Source organism: Brevundimonas sp. NPDC007368, from assembly GCF_042869015.1.
In the GTDB taxonomy this organism is placed as follows: Bacteria; Pseudomonadota; Alphaproteobacteria; order Caulobacterales; family Caulobacteraceae; genus Brevundimonas.
Genome location: NZ_JBIAFA010000005.1, coordinates 385,855 through 404,091 on the forward strand (window position 1 = coordinate 385,855; position 18,237 = coordinate 404,091).

Here is an 18,237-nt window from a genome sequence, read left to right on the forward strand (position 1 = left end):
TCAACCGGGGTCATGAAACACACATCGCTGAACCGCCGCTCCATCCTCGCCGCCGCCGGCCTCTCGCTTCCCGGTCTGGCGCTCTTGTCGAAGACCGCCTGGGCCCAGGACGCCCAGCCCGAAGCCGGACCCTTCCGCTTCAAGGCCGGCAACGGCGAGGAAGTCGACGCCGAACGCGGCTACTTCGACGTGCCCGAGGATCGCCGCGTTCCGGGTTCGCGCCGCATCCACATCGGCTATGTGCGCTTCGCCTCGACCGCGAAGAACCCGGGACCGCCCATCATCTATCTGGCCGGCGGACCGGGCGGTTCGGGCCCGCGCACGGCCATGGGGCCGCGCTTCCCGATCTTCATGGCGCTGAGAGAAGTGGCCGACGTTATCGCCCTCGATCAGCGCGGGGTCGGGATGTCGAACCAGATTCCTGAACGGCAAACCAGCACGCCCTATCCCGCCATGACCCACGCCGCCGTGAGCGCCTGGTACCGCGAGGAAACGCAGAAGGCCTGGGTGGACTGGAAACGCGCCGGCGTGGCCATCGCCGGGTACAATACCGAACAGAACGCCGACGACATCGAGGACCTGCGCCGCCATCTGGGCGTTGACAAGGGCAACCTGTGGGGCATCAGCTACGGCACCCACCTGGCCCTCTCGGTGCTGAAGCGCCACCCGAACTCGATCGGTCGCGTCGCCCTGGCCAGCCTTGAAGGTCAGGATCAGACCGTCAAGCGCCCGGCCCACATCGATATGTTCCTGGACCGCGTGGATCGCCTGATGGGACAGGACCCCGCCGTTCGCGCGGCGATCCCGAACATGCCGGCCCTGATGCGCCGCGTGCATGAGCGGCTCGAAGCCAATCCGGCGACTGTGACCTTCGCCGGTGAAAACGGCCCCATCGACGTGCAGGTGGGCGGTTTCGGGGTCCAGCTTCTGGCCTCCGCCCTGGTCGCCAACCCGCCGCAGCTCTCCATGCTGCCCGGCATCTATCTGAAGCTCGACGCAGGGGATACCGACAGCCTGGCGTCGATCATCCCGCCGCCCCACCGCTACTTCGGCGTCTCCGGCATGTCGACGACGATGGATATGGCCTCGGGCGTCTCGCCCGAACGTCTGGCGCTCATCACCCGGGAGGCGAAGACGGCGGTTCTGGGCGACGCCTTCAACCTGCCCATGCCGCATCTGGTGGCCGCCATCCCCGGCGTCGATCTGGGCGAGGACTTCCGCCAGCCCATCCGCATCGAGACCCCGGCGCTTCTGGTCGCCGGCTCGCTGGACGGCCGCACCCCACTGGAGGAACAGGCCGAGGTCGTCGCCCAGTTCCAGAACAAGACCCAGGTTCTGGTCGAGAACGCCGGCCACAACGTCTTCGAGGCTCACCCCGAGGTGCAGCCCCTGCTGGTGAAGTTCTTCAGCGAACAGCCGGTGAGCGACACCAAACTGGTCCTGCCGCCGCCGACCTTCCCGGTTGCATAGGACGCGATGACAGACCGGCATACCCGGACGGGAATGCCGGTCTGCCCATGCGCCCGATGACCTCGACGCGGATCGGCTCATCCTGGATGCGGCGACCCGAACGGGTCGCCTGAACGATGACGTCCTCGACCTCGGTCGCTTCATCCTGATGGTCGTCGTCGTGGTGACCGGCCTCCTGCGCGAGCGCCGGAGACGCGGCGACCGAAATCAGGGCGGCGACCGACGCCAACAGGACCTGTCGAGCACGAGACGAGACGACGGATGAAGACACACGAGCGCCGAAGCAGACAGGAAGCGGGACCCTTGCCCCTAGCCGAGGCGGCCTCATGCATCCTGTAGCGGCTACAGGGTCAAGCGTTTCGCCACGATCAACCCGCCAGCCGGTAACCCACGCCAGGCTCCGTCAGGATCAGACGCGGCTGGGCCGGGTCGGCCTCCAGCTTCTGGCGCAACTGGCCGATGACCACGCGCAGATACTGGGTGTCGTCGGCGTGGGCCTTGCCCCATACGGCGGTCAGCAGGTCGCGGTGGCCGACGACCTTGCCGGCGTTGCGCGCCAGATGGGCCAGGACGTCGTATTCCTTGGGCGTGACGCGCACGCCCTCGCCCGCGCGGGTGATCAGGCGGCGCTCCATGTCGATGACCACATCCCCCGCCGTCAGCGGGCCGGTCGCCTCGACGCGCGGGGCGGCCTGACGCAGATTGGCCCGGACGCGGGCCAGCAGTTCACCGACGCCGAAGGGCTTTTCGACATAGTCGTCAGCGCCCAGGTCAAGCGCCGCGATCTTCTCGGCCTCCTTGTCGCGCGCCGACAGGATGATGATGGGACCGGCGTAGAACTCACGCGCGCGGGCCAGCACGTCCTTGCCGTCCATGTCGGGCAGGCCGAGGTCCAGCACCACGGCGTCCGGGCTCCACAGGGCGATGCCGCGCAGACCCTCCTGCCCGCTGTCGGCGCGGCGCGGCTCATAGCCGGCGGCGTCCAGCGCCGGGGACAGGAAGCGGTGGATCTGGGGCTCGTCGTCGATGACGAGAATCTGGGGACGGACGGCGGCCATGCAGCGGACCCTAAAGCAGGCTGGGATGGGTGACGACGGCCTTGGGCAGGCTGATCAGGATGCGGGTGCCTTTTCCGTCCTGAATCGGGCTGGCGGCGGCGATGCGGCCGTTCATGGCCTCGACGAAGCCCTTGGCGATGGCCAGGCCCAGCCCGGCCCCCTTGGTGCGATCCGAGGGCTCCTCCATGCGGCGGAACTTGTCGAAAACCCGTTCCAGCTCGGCGGTCGGGATGCCCTTGCCCTCGTCCTCGATGGAGATGACCACCGAACCCCGGTCCTCATAGGCGGCCAGTTCGACGGTCGAGCCGTCGGGGCTGTAGGCCATAGCGTTTTCCAGGATGTTGACCAGGGCCTGTTCCAGCAGGCCCTGATCGACCATGACCAGACTGAGCTGGGCCGGGAAGTCGCGCGTCATCCTGCGCTGGCCGAGACGCCGCGCCACGCGCTTGCCCGCTGCGTTCAGGACGTCGCGCACATCGACCCAGTCTGCGCGGATGTTCAGCCCGCCGCCCTCCAGCCGGGTCATGTCCAAGAGGTCGCCGACATAGCGGCTGAGCCGCTCGGCCTCCTCGCGGATCGACAGCAGCAGGTCGGCGCGGACCTCGGGCTTCAGCTTGTCGCCGAGATCAATCAGGGTGGTCGAGGCCCCCAGGACCGTGGACAGGGGCGTACGCAGATCATGGCTGACCGAGTTCATCAGCGCGCCCCGGAACCGATCCGTGCGGCGCAGGGTCTCGGTCTCGACCGCCTGCCCGGCCAGATCGGCGCGCTCGACCGCCACCGCGCCCTGATCCAGCAGGGCCAGGGCCAGTTTTTCCTCGTCCGAGCCGGGCGACAGGGCGGCGGCCTCGATCCCGGCCACGCCCGCGCGGTCGCGCACGCCTTGCAGGGGGCGGAAGGTCCAGCGCGCCTGCGGCAGGGTGCCGGTGCCGTGTCCGGCGGGCTCGCCCTTCTCCCAGGCCCAGCGGGCGGCGGCCATAGCCTCGGCGCCCAGTTCCGGCTTGCCCGGCGCCCCGGCGATCAGGGTCAGCTCGTCCTCGACCGGCAGCAGGACCACGGCCCCCGCGCCCGCCGCCGCCGCTGTCTGTTCGGCCAGGATGCGGGCGGCCGCCGCTCGGTCGCCCACGCCGGTCAGGCGCTGGCTGGCGGCCAGCAGGGCCGAGACCGCCGAGGCGCGCCGCTGCGCCGCCCGCGCCTGCTCGCGCACCCGGCCGGCCAGGAAGCCCGTGGTCAGGGCCACGGCCCAGAAGACGATCAGGGTCAGGAAATCGGTCGGCGAACCGATGGCGAAACTATATTTCGGCTGAAGGAACAGGAAGTTGTAGGTCAGGAAGGCGACCGTCGCCGCCGCCAGGGCCGGGCGCAGGCCGTACAGCACCCCCGCCGCCAGCACCGCCGACAGATAGATGACGCCCAGATCGACCCGCTCAAACGTCCGATCCAGCAGCAGGGCCAGGCCGGTGGCGGCGATCACGAAGGCCGCGCCCACGGCATAGCCGCGCCAGCCGCCGGGCAGGGACACGCGCGGCTCGCGCAGCGTCTTCTCCTCCAGATCAGCCCCGTCGGTGATGACGTGGACCGCCACGCCGCGCGCCTGACGCAGCAGTTCCGCCGCCAGCGAACGGCCCAGCCATTCCGACAGACGGCTGTCACGACCCTTGGCCAGAACGATCTGGGTGACGTTGTTCTGATGGGCGTGATCCATGACGGCGCGCACCACGTCGTCGCCGGACAGGACCACGGTGCGCCCGCCGAGCTGTTCCGCCAGCTTCAGCGCGTCCGACAGCTTGCCCGCCGAGCCGACGCCGTGCCGCGCGCCCGAGGGGCGGTCGACGTGGGCCACCGTCCAGGGCGCGTCCATCATCATGTCCGACAGCCGCCGCCCGGCGCGGACCAGAGGCCCGGCCATGGCGTCCCCCGCGACCAGGACCAGAATCCTTTCGCCCGCCGCCCACGGCCCGGGCACCCCCTGCTCGCGCAGGCGGGCGATCAGCTGGTCGTCCACCGTCTGGGCCGCGCGGCGCAGGGCCAGCTCGCGCAGAGCCGTCAGATTCTCGACCTTGAAGAAGTTGTCCGAGGCCAGCCGCGCCGTCTCGGGCACATAGACCTTGCCCTCGGCCAGACGCTTGCGCAGCTCCTCGGGGGTGATGTCCACCACCTCGATGTCGTCGGCGCGGGTCAGGACGCTGTCCGGCACGCTCTCGCGCTGGCGCACGCCGGTGATGCGCAGCACCACGTCCGACAGACTTTCCAGATGCTGGACGTTCAGCGTGGTCCAGACGTCGATCCCGGCGTCGAGGATCTCCTCCACGTCCTGCCACCGCTTGGGGTGGCGCGATCCGGGGGCGTTGGAGTGGGCGTATTCGTCGACCAGAAGCAGGCCGGGGCGGCGCGCCACGGCGCCGTCGAGGTCGAACTCCAGCAGGGTCCGGTCGCGGTAGGCGATGGGGTTGCGGGCCATGACCTCCAGCCCGCGCAGCAGGCTCATGGTCTCCTTGCGGCCGTGGGTCTCGACCACGCCGACGACCACGTCGTCGCCCTCGGCCTTGCGCCGACGCGCGGCGCGCAGCATCTCATAGGTCTTGCCGACGCCGGGCGACATGCCCAGAAAAACCTTCAGCCGCCCACGCTTGCGCGGGGCGGCCGGGGCCTTGATCGTCGGGAGGATGGGCGGCGCCATCAGCCCTCTGCGGGACGCGGGAAGCGGGCGTCGAGCGCCATATTGGTCAGCAGCACATTGACGCGCGGCTGGCCCAGAACGCCGAACGTACGGCCCTCCTCATGCTCTCGGATCACCTCGCGCACCTGCGCCTCCCCTACCCCGCGCGCGCTGGCGATGCGGGCGACCTGAAGCTCAGCGTAGGCCGGAGAGATATGCGGGTCGAGGCCCGAGGCCGAGGTTGTCACGGCGTCGGCGGGAATGACCGCCGCCGCCGTTTCGGCCCGCAGCGCATCGGCGTCCGTCTTGACCCGGGCGATCAGGTCCGGGTTCAGCGGGCCGAGGTTGGAGCCGGACGAGGCCGCGGCGTCATAGCCGTCGCCCGCCGCCGAGGGTCGGGGATGCAGATAGCCGGGCTGGTCGAAGCTCTGGCCGACCAGGGCCGAGCCGACCACCAGACCCGCCTTGTCGCGGACCAGGCTGCCGTCAGCCTGGTCGTGGAAGACGGTCTGCGCCACGCCCGTCACCGCGAACGGATAGGCGACGCCCAGAACGCCGGTGAACAGGGCGATCATCACGACCGCCGGACGGATGTGGTTCAGCATCAGAAGGTCGCCTTCACGCTGGCTGCGACGCGACCGTCATAGGCCGAGCCGAAGCCGTGTTCGTCGGTGTCGAAATAGCGGACGTCCAGCGCCAGATGGTCGGTCATCTGATACACCGCGCCCAGGTTCCAGGTGGTGTAGTCGAAGTCGGACGACACCCACTGACGGCCCACCGCCGCCGAGAGCGTCCACTTGTCGGCCGGGCTGATCGCGCCGTTGATCTCGGCATAGGTCGCCTCGTCCTCGGCCGCGCCGAAGAAGTCGGGCGACCAGTAGATCGCAGCCCCCAGGGTGGCCGGGCCGACGGCGCGCGAGGTCGCGGCCTTCAGCTCGACATAGTCATAGTCGGCCCCGTCCGGCTGGCCGGCGTAGAAGTAGCTGACCAGGCCGAAGTCCCAGTTGAAGCCGGCGAACTCGGGCCGGACCCCGGCGTAGAGGTCGATCTCGGCGTCGGTGTCGGCGTCCCCAGCGAAGGAGACGTTGCCGGCCCAGGCCCCGGCGTAGAAGGCTCCTTGCGTCACATCGACCCCGGCCGAAATCGCCGGATCGCCTTCGGTCTGGCTGACGCCCCGGAAGACGTAGTCAGAGGCTGCGGCGGCGTTGAAGACGACGTCGGGGCCGGTGTTTTCCTCGGCCCTGGCCGGGCTGCTGCATAGGCCAAGCGCGATGATGGCGACCAGACAGGCCCCGCCGAACAGGGCGTCGTTCGCGCCCGAAGCTTTGGTGGTGTTGCGTTTACGCATGGTGGTTTCCTTGCGCCTCAGGCCAGGCCGAGGGCGGAGATGACGATGTCGATGAGCTTGATGCCGACGAAGGGGGCGATCAGACCGCCCAGGCCGTAGATCAGCAGGTTGCGGCCCAGCAGCTTGCCCGCCCCGACAGCGCGGTACTTCACCCCGCGCAGCGCCAGCGGGATCAGGGCGATGATGACCAGGGCGTTGAAGATGACCGCCGACAGGATGGCGCTCTCCGGGCTGGACAGCTGCATCACGTTCAGCGCCGCCAGCGACGGCAGGCCGACCACGAACATCGCCGGGATGATGGCGAAATACTTGGCCACGTCGTTGGCGATGGAGAAGGTGGTCAGGGCGCCGCGCGTGATCAGCAGTTGCTTGCCGACCTCGACGATCTCGATGACCTTGGTCGGGTCGCTGTCGAGATCGACCATGTTGCCGGCCTCGCGGGCGGCCTGGGCGCCGGTCTGCATGGCCACGCCGACGTCGGCCTGTGCGAGGGCCGGCGCGTCGTTGGCCCCGTCGCCGCACATGGCGACCAGACGGCCCTTGGCCTGTTCCGCCTTGATCAGGCGCATCTTGTCCTCGGGCGTGGCCTCGGCCAGGAAGTCGTCGACCCCGGCCTCCGACGCGATGGCGGCCGCCGTCACCGGGTTGTCCCCGGTGATCATGACGGTGCGCAGACCCATGCGGCGCAGGTCCGCAAAGCGGGCCTTGACCCCCGGCTTGACCACGTCCTTCAGGTGGATGACGCCGACCAGGGCGTCGTTCTCGACCACCGCCAGAGGCGTGCCGCCCGAGCGGGCGATGCGGTCCACGGCGGCGCGGAACTCGGCGGGCGTGGCGCTTTCGGCAATGCCCAGCGACTTCAGCACGGCGTCCACCGCCCCCTTGCGCCACGACTGGCCGTCGGCTTCGAGGCCCGACTGACGGGTCACGGCGCTGAACGGAATGGTCCTGGCGCCGAAAGGCAGGTCGCCCGTCACGCCGGCGTTGCGGCCCAGTTCGACGATGGAGCGGCCTTCCGGCGTCTCATCGGCCAGCGAGGCCATGACCGCCGCTCGCATCGCCGCCTCGGGACGCACACCCGGAACCGTGATGACCTCGACAGCCATGCGGTTGCCGAAGGTGATGGTGCCGGTCTTGTCGAGCAGCAGGGTGTCGACGTCGCCTGCCGCCTCCACCGCACGGCCCGAGGTGGCCAGCACGTTCACCTTCAGCAGCCGGTCCATGCCGGCGATGCCGACGGCGGACAGCAGTCCCCCGATCGTCGTCGGGATCAGGGTGATGAAGAGCGCGCCCAGGACGATGGGGTCCAGCTTGATCCCCGAATAGGCGCCCAGGCCCAGCAGGCTTGCCACCGCAATCAGGAAGACCAGGGTCAGGCCGGCCAACAGCACCGACAGGGCCAGTTCGTTCGGCGTCTTCCTGCGGTCCGCGCCCTCGACCATGGCGATCATGCGGTCGAGGAAGGTGGCGCCGGGGGCCGAGGTGATGCGCACCTTGATCCAGTCCGAGACGACCGTGGTGCCGCCGGTGACGGCCGAGCGGTCGCCGCCGCTTTCGCGGATGACGGGGGCGCTTTCGCCGGTGATGGCGGCCTCGTTGACCGAGGCGACGCCTTCGATGATCTCGCCGTCCGAGGGGATGACGTCGCCTGCCTCGACCAGGACGATGGAGCCGATCTCCAACTCCCCCGCCGGGGTCGGAACCACGGTGCCCGTCTTGGGATCGACGATCAGCTTGGCCTTGGTGGTGACGCGGGTGGCGCGCAGGCTGTCGGCCGCCGCCTTGCCGCGCCCTTCGGCGATGCTTTCGGCGACATTGGCGAACAGGACCGTGGCCCACAGCCATAGGGCCAGCTGGATGGCGAAGCCCGCCGCCTGGCCGCTGACCACCGCCACGACCCCCGAAGCGGTCGCCAGCAGGGCGACGATCCAGGTGGCGAAGATCACCGGGTTCTTGAGCAGTTTGGTCGGGTTCAGCTTGGCGACGGCGTCGCCGAGCGCCCGCCGAGCATGGCCCCAGTCAGTCCGTCCGCGACGGGCGAAGACCGGGTGCTCGATGGATCGAGCGTGACTTGAGTCATGGGATTATCCGATCAGAACCGGGCCACGACCTGGAGCATGTCGAAATGCTCCACGATCGGACCCAGGGAGAGGGCGGGGAAGAACTGCAGGCCGCCGAGGATCAGGATCACCCCGATCAGCAGGCCGATGAACAGCGGGCCGTGCGTGGGCAAAGTCCCGGTCGAGGGCGCCAGCCTGGGCTTGGCGACCAGGGCGCCGGCGACGGCCAGAACCGCGACGGCGGGAACAAACCGGCCCAGCAGCATGGCCAGGCCCAGGGTGGTGTTCCACCAGGGGGCGTTGGCGGTCAGACCGGCGAAGGCCGAGCCGTTGTTGCCGGTCGCCGAGGTATAGGCGTAGAGGACCTCGGACAGGCCGTGCGGCCCCTTGTTCAGCAGTCCAGCCAGGGCTTCGGGCAGGACGGCGGCGACCGCCGAGAAGCCCAGCACCGACAGGGGCACGACGAGGACCGCCAGCATGGCGAACTGGATCTCGCGCGCCTCGATCTTCTTGCCCAGATACTCAGGCGTGCGACCGACCATCAGGCCCGCGACAAAGACCGACAGCATGGCCATCAGCACCATGACCGCGACGCCGGAGCCGATCCCGCCGGGCAGGATCTCGCCCAGTTGCATCAGGAACATGGTCACCGCCCCGCCCAGCGGCATGTAGCTGGCGTGCATGGAGTTGACCGAGCCGTTCGAGGCGCCCGTCGTCTGGGCCGCCCAGGCGACCGAGGACGGCACGCCGAAGCGGACTTCCTTGCCCTCCATATTGCCGACCGAAGTGTCGACGCTGGCGGCGATGGCGGCCGGCGCCGGCTGGCTTTCGATGACGTAGAGCGCCGAAGCCGCAGCCCCCAGCAGGATGACCGCCGCCACCACCAGGGCGCGCACGTCCTTCCTGGCCAGAACGCTGCGGCCAAAGGCGAAGAAGGCCGCCCAGCCCATGACGTTGATGCAGATCGCCGTGATCAGGGTGGTCAGCGGCGTCGGGTTTTCCAGCGGGTGGGCCGAGTTGACGTTGAACACGCCGCCGCCGTTGATGCCCAGTTGCTTGATGGCCAACTGGCTGGCGGTCGGGAACAGGCTGATCGTCTGTTGGCCGCCTTCCAGCGTCGTCGCCTGGGCCGAGGCCGCCAGCGACTGCACCACGCCCAGCCCGGCCAGAACCACGGCCACGATGAAGGCGATGGGCAGCAGGACATAGAGGCTGGTGCGCGTCAGGTCGGCCCAGAAGTTGCCGACGCCCTCGCCGCGATTGGCGATAAAGGCGCGAGCCAGAGCCGCCGCGATGGTCGCGCCGGTCGCCGCCGAGACGAAGTTCTGCACCGTCAGGCCGACCATCTGGGTGAAGGTCGAGACAGTGGTTTCGCCGCCATAGCTCTGCCAGTTGGTGTTGGTGACGAAGCTGACGGCGGTGTTGAAGGCCAGATGCGGGCTGAGGCCGTCAAACCCCTGCGGGTTCATCGGCAGGACGCCTTGCAGACGCAGCATGGCGTAGAGCAACAGGAAGCCCGCCAGATTAAAGGCCAGCAGGGCGCCGGCGTAACCCAGCCAGCCCTGGCTGCGGCTCGGATCGACCCCGGCGGCGCGATAGAACAGGCCCTCGACCGGCTTCAGCACCGGGTCCAGCCAGGTGCGCTCCCCGTTCCAGACGCGCGACATATAGACCCCGATCGGCCAGCCGAGCACGACGGCCAGACCGAGGGTCAGGGCGATCTCCGCCCATCCTTGAATGTTCATGAGAAGGCGGCTCCGCTCAGAACCGCTCGGGGCGCAGCAGGGCCGCGACCATGTAGCCGGCGATGACGAGGGCGCCGCCGCCCCACAGGAGGTTCAGCCACATCGTCACAACCTCTTCAACGCAACAGCGAGGGCGGCGAAAACCAGAAAGGCCCCGCCGCCGATCGCCAGAAAGATCACATCGGCCATGCCGAAGCCTCCAGCTCAGTTAGAGCCGGAAAAGACGCCCTAGGGGCCTAAGGGGGCCATGCGGAACTCGGCGCTCCGCATAAGGCGCGCGTAAAGACCTTATGCGTTCGGCGCGCGGCGACGGGTCACCCGGCAGGCAAGCTCCCCAAATCGGGGAAAGCTATCGAAAAATATGAAGCAACTTCAACGACGCGTCGCACAGCTAGAAGCAGTGGCGACCCCGGAGGGACTCCAACCCCCGACCTCGGCTTTAGGAAAGCCTTGCTCTATGCAGCTGAGCTACGGGGCCGTTGCCGTCGTCCCTAGCGGCTCAAGGCGATCAGGGAAAGACGCCGCGCCCGACTTATCCACCCGGCAAGAAAGTCCTAGCGATTAATCCGCGTTAAGCTACAATATCTTGTAGGGAACAAATCCCGAATCGGGCCGTGTCGCTGATTCGGTCATGATTCGTTTCGCGCCCGTTCCAGGCGCTGGAAAGCTTCTGTTCATTCTTGCCCTCGATCTGCGGTTTCGCTTGAGAAACCCAGGACGCTTCTCCACCTTGAACGCGACATGAGTGATCGTTCCGCAGGTCTGGCCCCATCGCGCGTTACGGCGATCCTGGGCCCCACCAACACCGGCAAGACCCACCTGGCGGTCGAGCGGATGCTGGGTCACGCCTCGGGCATGATCGGCCTGCCGCTGCGCCTGCTGGCGCGCGAGATCTATGAGCGGATCGTCAAGCAGCGCGGAGCCGCCGCCGTCGCCCTGATCACCGGCGAGGAGAAGATCGTCCCGCCGCGCCCGGCCTATTTCGTCTGCACCGTCGAGGCCATGCCGCTGGAACGCCAGGTCGAGTTCCTGGCCGTCGACGAGATCCAGCTGGTCGCCGACCCCGAGCGCGGCCACGTCTTCACCCAACGCCTGCTGCACGCGCGCGGCCGGTTCGAGACCATGTTCCTGGGGGCCGGGACCATGGCCCCGCTGATCCGCGCCCTGGTCCCAGACGCCGAGATCGTCACCCGCGAGCGCCTGTCCACCCTGTCCTACGCCGGGTCCAAGAAGCTGACCCGCCTGCCCCGGCGCAGCGCCGTCGTCGCCTTCTCGACGGAGCAGGTCTACGCCATCGCCGAGCTGCTGCGTCGCCAACGCGGCGGCGCCGCCGTGGTCATGGGCTCGCTGTCGCCGCGCACCCGCAACGCCCAGGTCGAGCTGTTCCAGTCGGGCGAGGTGGACTTCCTGGTCGCCACCGACGCCATCGGCATGGGGCTGAACATGGACGTCGACCATGTGGCCTTCGCGGGATTGAGGAAGTTCGACGGTCGCCGAACCCGCTGGCTGCACGCGCCCGAGATCGGCCAGATCGCCGGGCGCGCGGGTCGCCACCTGCGCGACGGCACCTTTGGCGTCACGGGCGAGGCCGAGGAGCTGGACGAGGACATTCTCGAACAGGTGGTCAGCCACCGCTTCGATCCGGTCGAGGCCGCCGAGTGGCGCCACGGGCGGCTGGACTTCGACACCCTGCCCGACCTGCTGCGCTCGCTGACCGTCTCGCCCGAACGCTTCGGCCTGCGGCTGACCGCCCAGGCTCTGGACGAGACCCTGCTGCGGCGGTTCGCGGCGGATGACGACATCAAGAAGATCGCCCGCTCGCGCGGCGCCCTGATGCGTCTGTGGGAGACATGCCAGCTGCCGGACTTCCAGAAGACCACCTTGGACGAGCACGCCCGCCTGTCGAAGGAGATCTTCACCGCCCTGACCAGTCGGCGCGGGCGTCTGACCGAGGACTGGGTCGCCCCGCGCTTCAATGATCTGGACCGCGACGACGGCCAGATCGACCAGTTGTCGGCGCGCCTCGCCGGGGTGCGGACCCTGGCCTATATCGCCAACCGCCCCGACTGGATGGATCAGGCGCAAGGCTGGCGCGACCAGACCAAGGCCCTGGAGGAGCGGCTGTCCGACGTCCTGCACGAACGGCTGACGGCCCGCTTCGTCGACCGGCGCACCACCGCCCTGATGCGCGCGCTGAACGTGCGTTCCGACACCGTCGCGGGCGTGGGCGACGACGGCGAGGTCACGGTCGAGGGCGAGGTGGTCGGCCATCTGGAGGGGGTCCACTTCACCCCCGACGCCGGCGGCTCGGCCCTGGCCGACCGGGCGCTGCGGCAGGCCGCGACCCGCGCCGTAGGACCCGAGATCGCGCGTCGCCTCGGCAAGCTGGCGGCCGAGGCCGACGAGGCCTTCAGCCTCATTCCCAACCCGCGTTCGGGGGGCGGCGACGTCCTGTGGAACGGCGCCCTGACGGCCCGCATCCTCAACGACGATCCCTTCGCCCCGCGCGTGCGCCTGCTGGGCGATCTCGGCCCGGTCCCGGCGCGCGAGCGGGCCCAGCGCCGCATCGAGGCCTGGCTGGCGTCGGAGGCCGGCCGCGCCCTTCGCGAGCTGCGCCGCCTGCGTCAGGCGGTCGACAGCGGCGCCCTGACCGGCCTGCCGCGCGGCCTGGCCTTCCGCCTGATCGAGGCGGGCGGCGTCATCCCCCGCGCCGACGTCGAGCGCGATCTGGCGGCGCTCAGCCAGCACGAACGCCGCACGGTCAAGACCTTCGCCATCCGGGTCGGCGCACACTCCGTCTGGCTGCCCGGCACGCTCAAGCCCCGCGCCCGGCTTCTGGCGCAGGCCTTTGTGACCGAGGCCTTCCGCCCGGGCGGCGAGGCCCTGCTGGCTCTGCCCGGTCCCGCGCCATCGCCGCGCGCGCTGTCCGCCTTCGGTCGCCGCGCGGTCGGATCATGGACCGCTCCGGTCGAGGCCCTGGAACGCTTCGCCGAGCTGTCGCGCGCGGCGGGCAAGGCTCCGCTGGCCGACGAAGCCCTGACCGAACTGGGCTGGACCGCCGAACAGGCGAAACAGGTTCAGGCGGCCCTGCGCCTGCCTCGCGCCGACAAGGCCCCGCGCCCGGGCAAGCCGACGCCCCCTCCCAAGGATTCGCCCTTCGCGGCCCTGGCCCAGTTGACCCAAGCCCCCGCGGCCCCGCGCCGCAAGCGCCGCCCGAGGCGCAAGGCCGCCGGTTCGTGAAGGCGGAAAGCTGCCGCATCGACCTCTGGCTGTGGCGGGCGCGGTTCGCCAAGACCCGCGGTCTGGCCGCCGACATGGTCGAGCGCGGCGCCATCCGCCTGACCCACCACGGGGTTCAGACCCGCCTCGACAAGCCCAGTCGCAGCGTCCACCCCGGCGACGACATTCTGTTCGCCCAGGGCGGGCGGCTGATCGCCGTGCGCGTGTTGCAATTGGGCGAAAGGCGCGGCCCTCCCGAGGAAGCCCGCGCCCTTTATGCGGCGCTCGACGCGCCGGAAACCTAACCTCTTTCCTCCCTGTCGCGCAGCGATGGGGAAGTGGATCGACGCCGAAAGCGACGAGACGGAGGGGGCGTCTCGACGGCTGAAGTTTGCGTCGCCCCCTCCACCACTCCGTGGTCCCCCTCCCCATTTCATGGGGAGGAAAAAGCCCTCTACTGCTTCACGAACTCGCCTTCGATGTGCAGCTCGACCTCATCCCCCAGCGCCGGCAGGCCGAAGGTGATGCCGAAGTCCGACCGCTTGATCTTGGCCTCGCCGTCGAAGCCGGCCTTGTAACCGCCGCGCGTCTGGCCCGCCTGATTGAACTCGACCTCCATGGTCACCGGCTTGGTCACGCCGCGCAGGGTCAGCTCGCCATGCACCATGGCCTCGTTCGGTTCCGACGGGTCCAGCATGATGTGGGTCGAGCGGAAGGTGGCCACCGGGTGATTGGCGGTGTCGAAGAAGTCCGCCGTCTGCAGGTGACGGTTTAGCCCGTCCGAGTTCGACGCCACATCCGTCAGCGGAATAGTCGCCGTCAGGCTGCTGGCCGAAGGATTGGCCGGGTCGAGCTTGAGCTCGGCCTGAACGTTCACGAACTGGCCGACATAGGTCGAGAAGCCGAGGTGATCGACCGACCAGGTGATCTTGCCGTGGGCGGGATCCAGCTTGTAGTCGCCGGCCTGGACCTCGGAGGGCACGCGGGTCAGGGCCGCCTGGGCGACGACCGCGCCCCCGGCCAGAAGGCTGAGAGCCAGGGCCCCGGCGCCGATGCGGACGACTGCGGAACGGGTGACGAAACGCATGGGCGAACCTCCTTTTGAGCCATGATCTGTAATCGTATGGGATGCAGACGTGACCCAGCCCCGTCAAGCGCCGCACGCACTCGCGACAGCGCCCTCGGTTGACAGTTGGTTCCGACGGGGCCATTTGCCCGCCCTCGACCCTGATTGCGCCAGAGAGCCCGCCCGACCGCCATGACCTACATCGTCACCGACGCCTGCGTGAAATGTAAGTTCATGGACTGTGTCGAGGTCTGCCCGGTGGACTGCTTCTACGAGGGCGAGAACTTCCTGGTCATCGCTCCTGACGAGTGCATCGACTGCGGCGTGTGCGAGCCGGAGTGCCCCGTCGACGCCATCGTCCCCGACACCGAGGACGAGCCGGACGGCAAGTGGCTACAGGTCAACGCCGAGTACGCCAAGGTCTGGCCCAACATCACCGTCAAGGGCACGCCGCCCGCCGACCGCGAACAGTACGAGCGCGAAACCGGCAAGTTCGAGAAATACTTCAGCACCAAACCGGGCAAGGGCTCCTAAGGCCTCGACACAATCCGGTCACAAAGTGCCGGAACCGCTCAGTCGTCCTGTGGATGTTTTGAGATTTCCTAATTTTATGATAGGTTCCTCCCTATTCGAAACGGGCGGTTCCGCAGTCATGCGCGCCGCCCGCGTTTGCGACAGTCCCCCGCCGAACAGACGGGGTCGGCCAGAGGTTCGGTGATCCGCTTTCGCTTCTGATGTGTGACCTGACCGCCCAACCGACGGGACCAGTTTCCGGCGGCGGGGTTGTTTTCGCCCATCGGCTGCGTTCAGCGCCTCGCTTCGCCCCTGTTCCGGGAAAGGAATGACATGACGAGCAAGACCGGTCTGGAATTCAAGGTTGGCGATGCGGTGGTCTATCCCGCCCATGGCGTCGGCAAGGTGGCCGCCATCGAGACTCAGGAAGTCGCCGGCATGTCGCTGGAGGTCTATGTCGTGACCTTCGACCATGAAAAAATGACCCTGCGCGTCCCGACCAAGAAGGCCAAGACCGCCGGTCTGCGCACCCTGGCCGCCGACGACACCGTCACCAAGGCCCTGACGACCCTCAAGGGCCGCGCCCGCGTCAAGCGCACCATGTGGTCGCGTCGCGCCCAGGAATACGAAGCCAAGATCAACTCGGGCGACCTGATCTCGATCGCCGAAGTGGTCCGCGACCTGCACCGCGCCGACACCCAGCCGGAACAGTCCTATTCGGAGCGTCAGCTCTACGAATCGGCCCTGGACCGCATGGCTCGTGAAGTCGCCGCCGCCAACCGCATCGACAAGGACGCCGCCGTCGCCCTTCTCGCCAAGTCGCTGAGCGCCAAGAAGCCGGTTCCGACCGCCGCCGAACTGGCCGCCGCCGAGGCCGAGGCCGAGGCCGCCTGATCCACGGCGACAGACGGATACGACAAAGGCCCGGCGGAAACGCCGGGCCTTTTCTTTAGCCCTAGAACCAGCCCGCCTCTTTCAGCACAGGGCCGTAGGTCCGGCTCACCGGCGCCGTCAGGCCGCCGACCAGACGCAGCTCGCCGACGCCGCGCCGCCAGCGCACATCCTCCACCGCATCGGCCGCCACCCACCATGACCGGTGAACGCGCCAGCCGTGCGCGCCGCCCAGTTCCTCCAGGGCGTCGCCGAAACGCAGGGCGACCAGTTCGACCCCCGCATCCGTGTGGACCTTCAGATAATGGTCGTGGGCCTCGATCGCGATCAGCCGCGCCGCGCGCCGTTTCGCCGACAGGCGCCGCCTGAACGCGGCCTCGGCCTCGGGCAAGGGCGGGGCGATGATGGTCCGCGTCTCGACGCGCGCCGGCGAACGCCGCCAGACCAGGGCTCGCACCGCCATCACCGCCAGCAGGATGGGCCAGACCTGCCAGAGAAGGCGCCCGAAGCCCTGCCAGTCGAGCCGCCCGCCCATGAGAAGGTGCTCGGTGCTCAACACCAGCAGCGACACCGCCGGCGTCATCAGCACCGAAACGGCCGCGACCCGTCGCCAGCCCGAAGCCATGCGACGGCTCAGCAGCTCATCGGCCGTAATCCCGATCACCCCGCCGCCGACCATGCAGATCATCCAGTAGATATAGCGATAGGCGTCCGGGATGCGGTCCGAGCCGAACGGCCCCAGGAAGCCCATCAGCAGGCCGATCGCGATCAGCATGGCCAGGTCGACGCCCCACCGCCGCGCCATGGCCGACGCCCCCGTCCTTGTCGCCTCTCCGCTCATGCCGCCCCGTTCGCGCAACCCTGGCGCCGCTCGCGAAGCAAGGCCTAGCGAGCCGCCGCCCGTCCGGCAATGGCGTTCGGCGAAACCGCCAACGAGGCCCTGCATGACCATCGCCGCCCCGCCTTCGACCCGCCGCACGTCCTGGCGCTTCCACATCGGCTGGGCGCTGCTCGCCCTCCTCTGCCTGGGGATCGTCGCCTACTCCGCGCGCTATCTGCTGCAACCGCCGCAAACGCCCGCCCAGGCCCTGGGCAACCCGCTCGGAGTTCCGTGGCTCTTCGTCCACGTCGCAGGCTCCGTCACGGCCCTGGCGCTGGGTTCGCTCCAGTTCCTGCCAGTCCTGCGCCGCACAGCCGGCCCGCCCCACCGCTGGATCGGGAGGGTCTATGGCGCGGGATGCCTGGTCGGCGGCTTGGCGGGTCTGATTCTGGCCCCCGGCTCCCACGCAGGACCCATCGCCTCGGCAGGTTTCGGCGCCCTCGCCGTCCTCTGGATCGCCACAACACTCCTAGGCTGGCGCGCCGCCGTGCAGGGCCGCCTCGACGAGCACCGCCGCTGGATGATCCGCTCCTGGGCCCTGACCCTGGCCGCCGTGACCCTGCGGCTCTACCTGCCGCTGGTCATGATCCTGGATCTGCCCTTCCTGCCCTGGTACCGCGCCATCTCATTCCTGGCCTGGGTTCCCAACCTGATCGCGGCGGAGCTTTGGCTGCGCCGCTCAGGAAGGGCTTAGAAATACTCGGCGTTCGCCGGGCACTGGGCGCTGAGACGACGCGCGGTGATGCTGGCGGGGATATAGGGGGTGCCCCGCATCAGCTGGGCGCCGCCGTTGAAGTGGAAGCTCTCGGTTTGATAGGTGCCGTTCAGGCGCACGCTGACGCGACGGCCCTTCTTGTCCTGGCAGGTGCCTTCGAAACGCGCCCGCCCGTCGCCGACCTGACGCGTCGGATAGGTGCATTTCCAGCGGTTGGTCGACAGCCCGCCGAAGAAGCGGTTGATCTCGCTGGGGCGCACGCACTTCTGCTCGGTGTCGCGGCTGCCCAGTGCGCTGGTGGTGTATTCCCAGTAGCCCGGCAGAACCGGCTGGGCCGGGGCCGCCGTCTGGGCCTGGGGGGCCGCCGCAGGCGCGCCCAGCATGACGGCGCCGGCGACAACGGGGGCGGCCAGGGCCAGGACTCGAGCGAACGAAACAGGCAGCGTCTTCATGGGGAACGGCTTCCAATGGGTCTTCATGCTATCCTCTGTATAGCAGGTCGTTGAACGCTGGCTGAACGAAGGCGATCCCGCGCGCCGGACAGCCTCGATCCCCGCCAGAATCCCTGGCCTGACTCGACTCCAGCCTTGACGGCCTCCGAGTCATTCCTCTA

At 69.0% G+C, this 18,237-nt stretch carries 15 protein-coding genes, 1 tRNA gene and 1 pseudogene; 6 read left to right on the plus strand and 11 right to left on the minus strand.

The window, feature by feature from the left end:
* Positions 1-12 precede the first annotated feature (12 nt).
* On the plus strand, positions 13-1,470 hold the full coding sequence (locus ACFYLW_RS13215) for an alpha/beta hydrolase (protein WP_312065601.1): 1,458 nt from the start codon (positions 13-15) through the stop codon (positions 1,468-1,470).
* A gap of 368 nt (positions 1,471-1,838) precedes the next feature.
* Here the strand turns inward: ACFYLW_RS13215 and ACFYLW_RS13220 are convergent, their stop codons facing one another.
* The 8 genes and pseudogenes from ACFYLW_RS13220 to ACFYLW_RS13255 form a co-directional block, all read right to left on the minus strand.
* Positions 1,839-2,528, minus strand: a complete 690-nt coding sequence (locus ACFYLW_RS13220; protein ID WP_313471955.1) for a response regulator — start codon at positions 2,526-2,528, stop codon at positions 1,839-1,841.
* Positions 2,529-2,538: 10 nt separating this feature from the next.
* Positions 2,539-5,208, minus strand: a complete 2,670-nt coding sequence (locus ACFYLW_RS13225) for a sensor histidine kinase KdpD (protein ID WP_313471954.1) — start codon at positions 5,206-5,208, stop codon at positions 2,539-2,541.
* Positions 5,208-5,792, minus strand: coding sequence for a potassium-transporting ATPase subunit KdpC (gene kdpC, locus ACFYLW_RS13230; protein WP_312065926.1), 585 nt, complete (start codon positions 5,790-5,792; stop codon positions 5,208-5,210). The genes ACFYLW_RS13225 and kdpC overlap by 1 nt, the downstream gene beginning before the upstream one ends.
* Positions 5,792-6,535 carry a TorF family putative porin gene (locus ACFYLW_RS13235; RefSeq protein ID WP_390183187.1) on the minus strand — a complete coding sequence of 248 codons (744 nt, stop codon included), beginning with the start codon at positions 6,533-6,535 and terminating at the stop codon, positions 5,792-5,794. The genes kdpC and ACFYLW_RS13235 overlap by 1 nt, the downstream gene beginning before the upstream one ends.
* Before the next feature lie 17 nt (positions 6,536-6,552).
* Positions 6,553-8,596 (minus strand): annotated as a pseudogene (gene kdpB / locus ACFYLW_RS13240) (potassium-transporting ATPase subunit KdpB).
* A 31-nt stretch (positions 8,597-8,627) separates the two neighbouring features.
* Complete coding sequence (gene kdpA / locus ACFYLW_RS13245; protein WP_312065929.1) at positions 8,628-10,340, minus strand: potassium-transporting ATPase subunit KdpA; 1,713 nt, start codon at positions 10,338-10,340, stop codon at positions 8,628-8,630.
* A gap of 16 nt (positions 10,341-10,356) precedes the next feature.
* Positions 10,357-10,449: a potassium-transporting ATPase subunit F gene (locus ACFYLW_RS13250; RefSeq protein WP_312065930.1), complete on the minus strand. Its 93-nt coding sequence runs from the start codon at positions 10,447-10,449 to the stop codon at positions 10,357-10,359.
* Positions 10,450-10,741: 292 nt separating this feature from the next.
* Positions 10,742-10,818 (minus strand) — tRNA-Arg (locus ACFYLW_RS13255).
* Positions 10,819-11,081: 263 nt separating this feature from the next.
* On the opposite strand from ACFYLW_RS13255, the gene ACFYLW_RS13260 reads away from it, so the two are divergent.
* Both ACFYLW_RS13260 and ACFYLW_RS13265 read left to right on the plus strand, forming a co-directional pair.
* Complete coding sequence (locus tag ACFYLW_RS13260) at positions 11,082-13,580, plus strand: helicase-related protein (protein ID WP_313471951.1); 2,499 nt, start codon at positions 11,082-11,084, stop codon at positions 13,578-13,580.
* Complete coding sequence (locus ACFYLW_RS13265; RefSeq protein ID WP_312063751.1) at positions 13,577-13,864, plus strand: RNA-binding S4 domain-containing protein; 288 nt, start codon at positions 13,577-13,579, stop codon at positions 13,862-13,864. Before ACFYLW_RS13260 ends, ACFYLW_RS13265 begins: the two co-directional genes overlap by 4 nt.
* 149 nt (positions 13,865-14,013) lie before the next feature.
* Here ACFYLW_RS13265 and ACFYLW_RS13270 read toward each other — a convergent pair whose 3' ends face one another.
* Complete coding sequence (locus tag ACFYLW_RS13270; protein ID WP_313471950.1) at positions 14,014-14,646, minus strand: YceI family protein; 633 nt, start codon at positions 14,644-14,646, stop codon at positions 14,014-14,016.
* Between the two features lie 171 nt (positions 14,647-14,817).
* Between ACFYLW_RS13270 and fdxA the strand changes: the two genes are divergently transcribed.
* Together fdxA and ACFYLW_RS13280 are read left to right on the plus strand one after the other, a co-directional pair.
* Positions 14,818-15,159 (plus strand): ferredoxin FdxA, encoded by a 342-nt coding sequence (gene fdxA / locus ACFYLW_RS13275; protein ID WP_184270003.1) that lies wholly within the window; start codon positions 14,818-14,820, stop codon positions 15,157-15,159.
* Between the two features lie 312 nt (positions 15,160-15,471).
* Entirely contained in the window at positions 15,472-16,032 is a 561-nt protein-coding gene (locus ACFYLW_RS13280) for a CarD family transcriptional regulator (protein WP_105564399.1), read from the plus strand.
* 61 nt (positions 16,033-16,093) lie between these two features.
* Here ACFYLW_RS13280 and ACFYLW_RS13285 read toward each other — a convergent pair whose 3' ends face one another.
* Positions 16,094-16,975, minus strand: a complete 882-nt coding sequence (locus ACFYLW_RS13285; RefSeq protein WP_312063747.1) for a LytTR family DNA-binding domain-containing protein — start codon at positions 16,973-16,975, stop codon at positions 16,094-16,096.
* Here ACFYLW_RS13285 and ACFYLW_RS13290 point away from each other — a divergent pair.
* Positions 16,974-17,603 carry a DUF2306 domain-containing protein gene (locus ACFYLW_RS13290; protein WP_312063746.1) on the plus strand — a complete coding sequence of 210 codons (630 nt, stop codon included), beginning with the start codon at positions 16,974-16,976 and terminating at the stop codon, positions 17,601-17,603. The genes ACFYLW_RS13285 and ACFYLW_RS13290 overlap by 2 nt on opposite strands.
* Here the strand turns inward: ACFYLW_RS13290 and ACFYLW_RS13295 are convergent.
* On the minus strand, positions 17,600-18,076 hold the full coding sequence (locus ACFYLW_RS13295) for a DUF3617 family protein (RefSeq protein WP_313101664.1): 477 nt from the start codon (positions 18,074-18,076) through the stop codon (positions 17,600-17,602). The two genes, ACFYLW_RS13290 and ACFYLW_RS13295, sit on opposite strands and share 4 nt — an antisense overlap.
* Positions 18,077-18,237 lie beyond the last annotated feature (161 nt).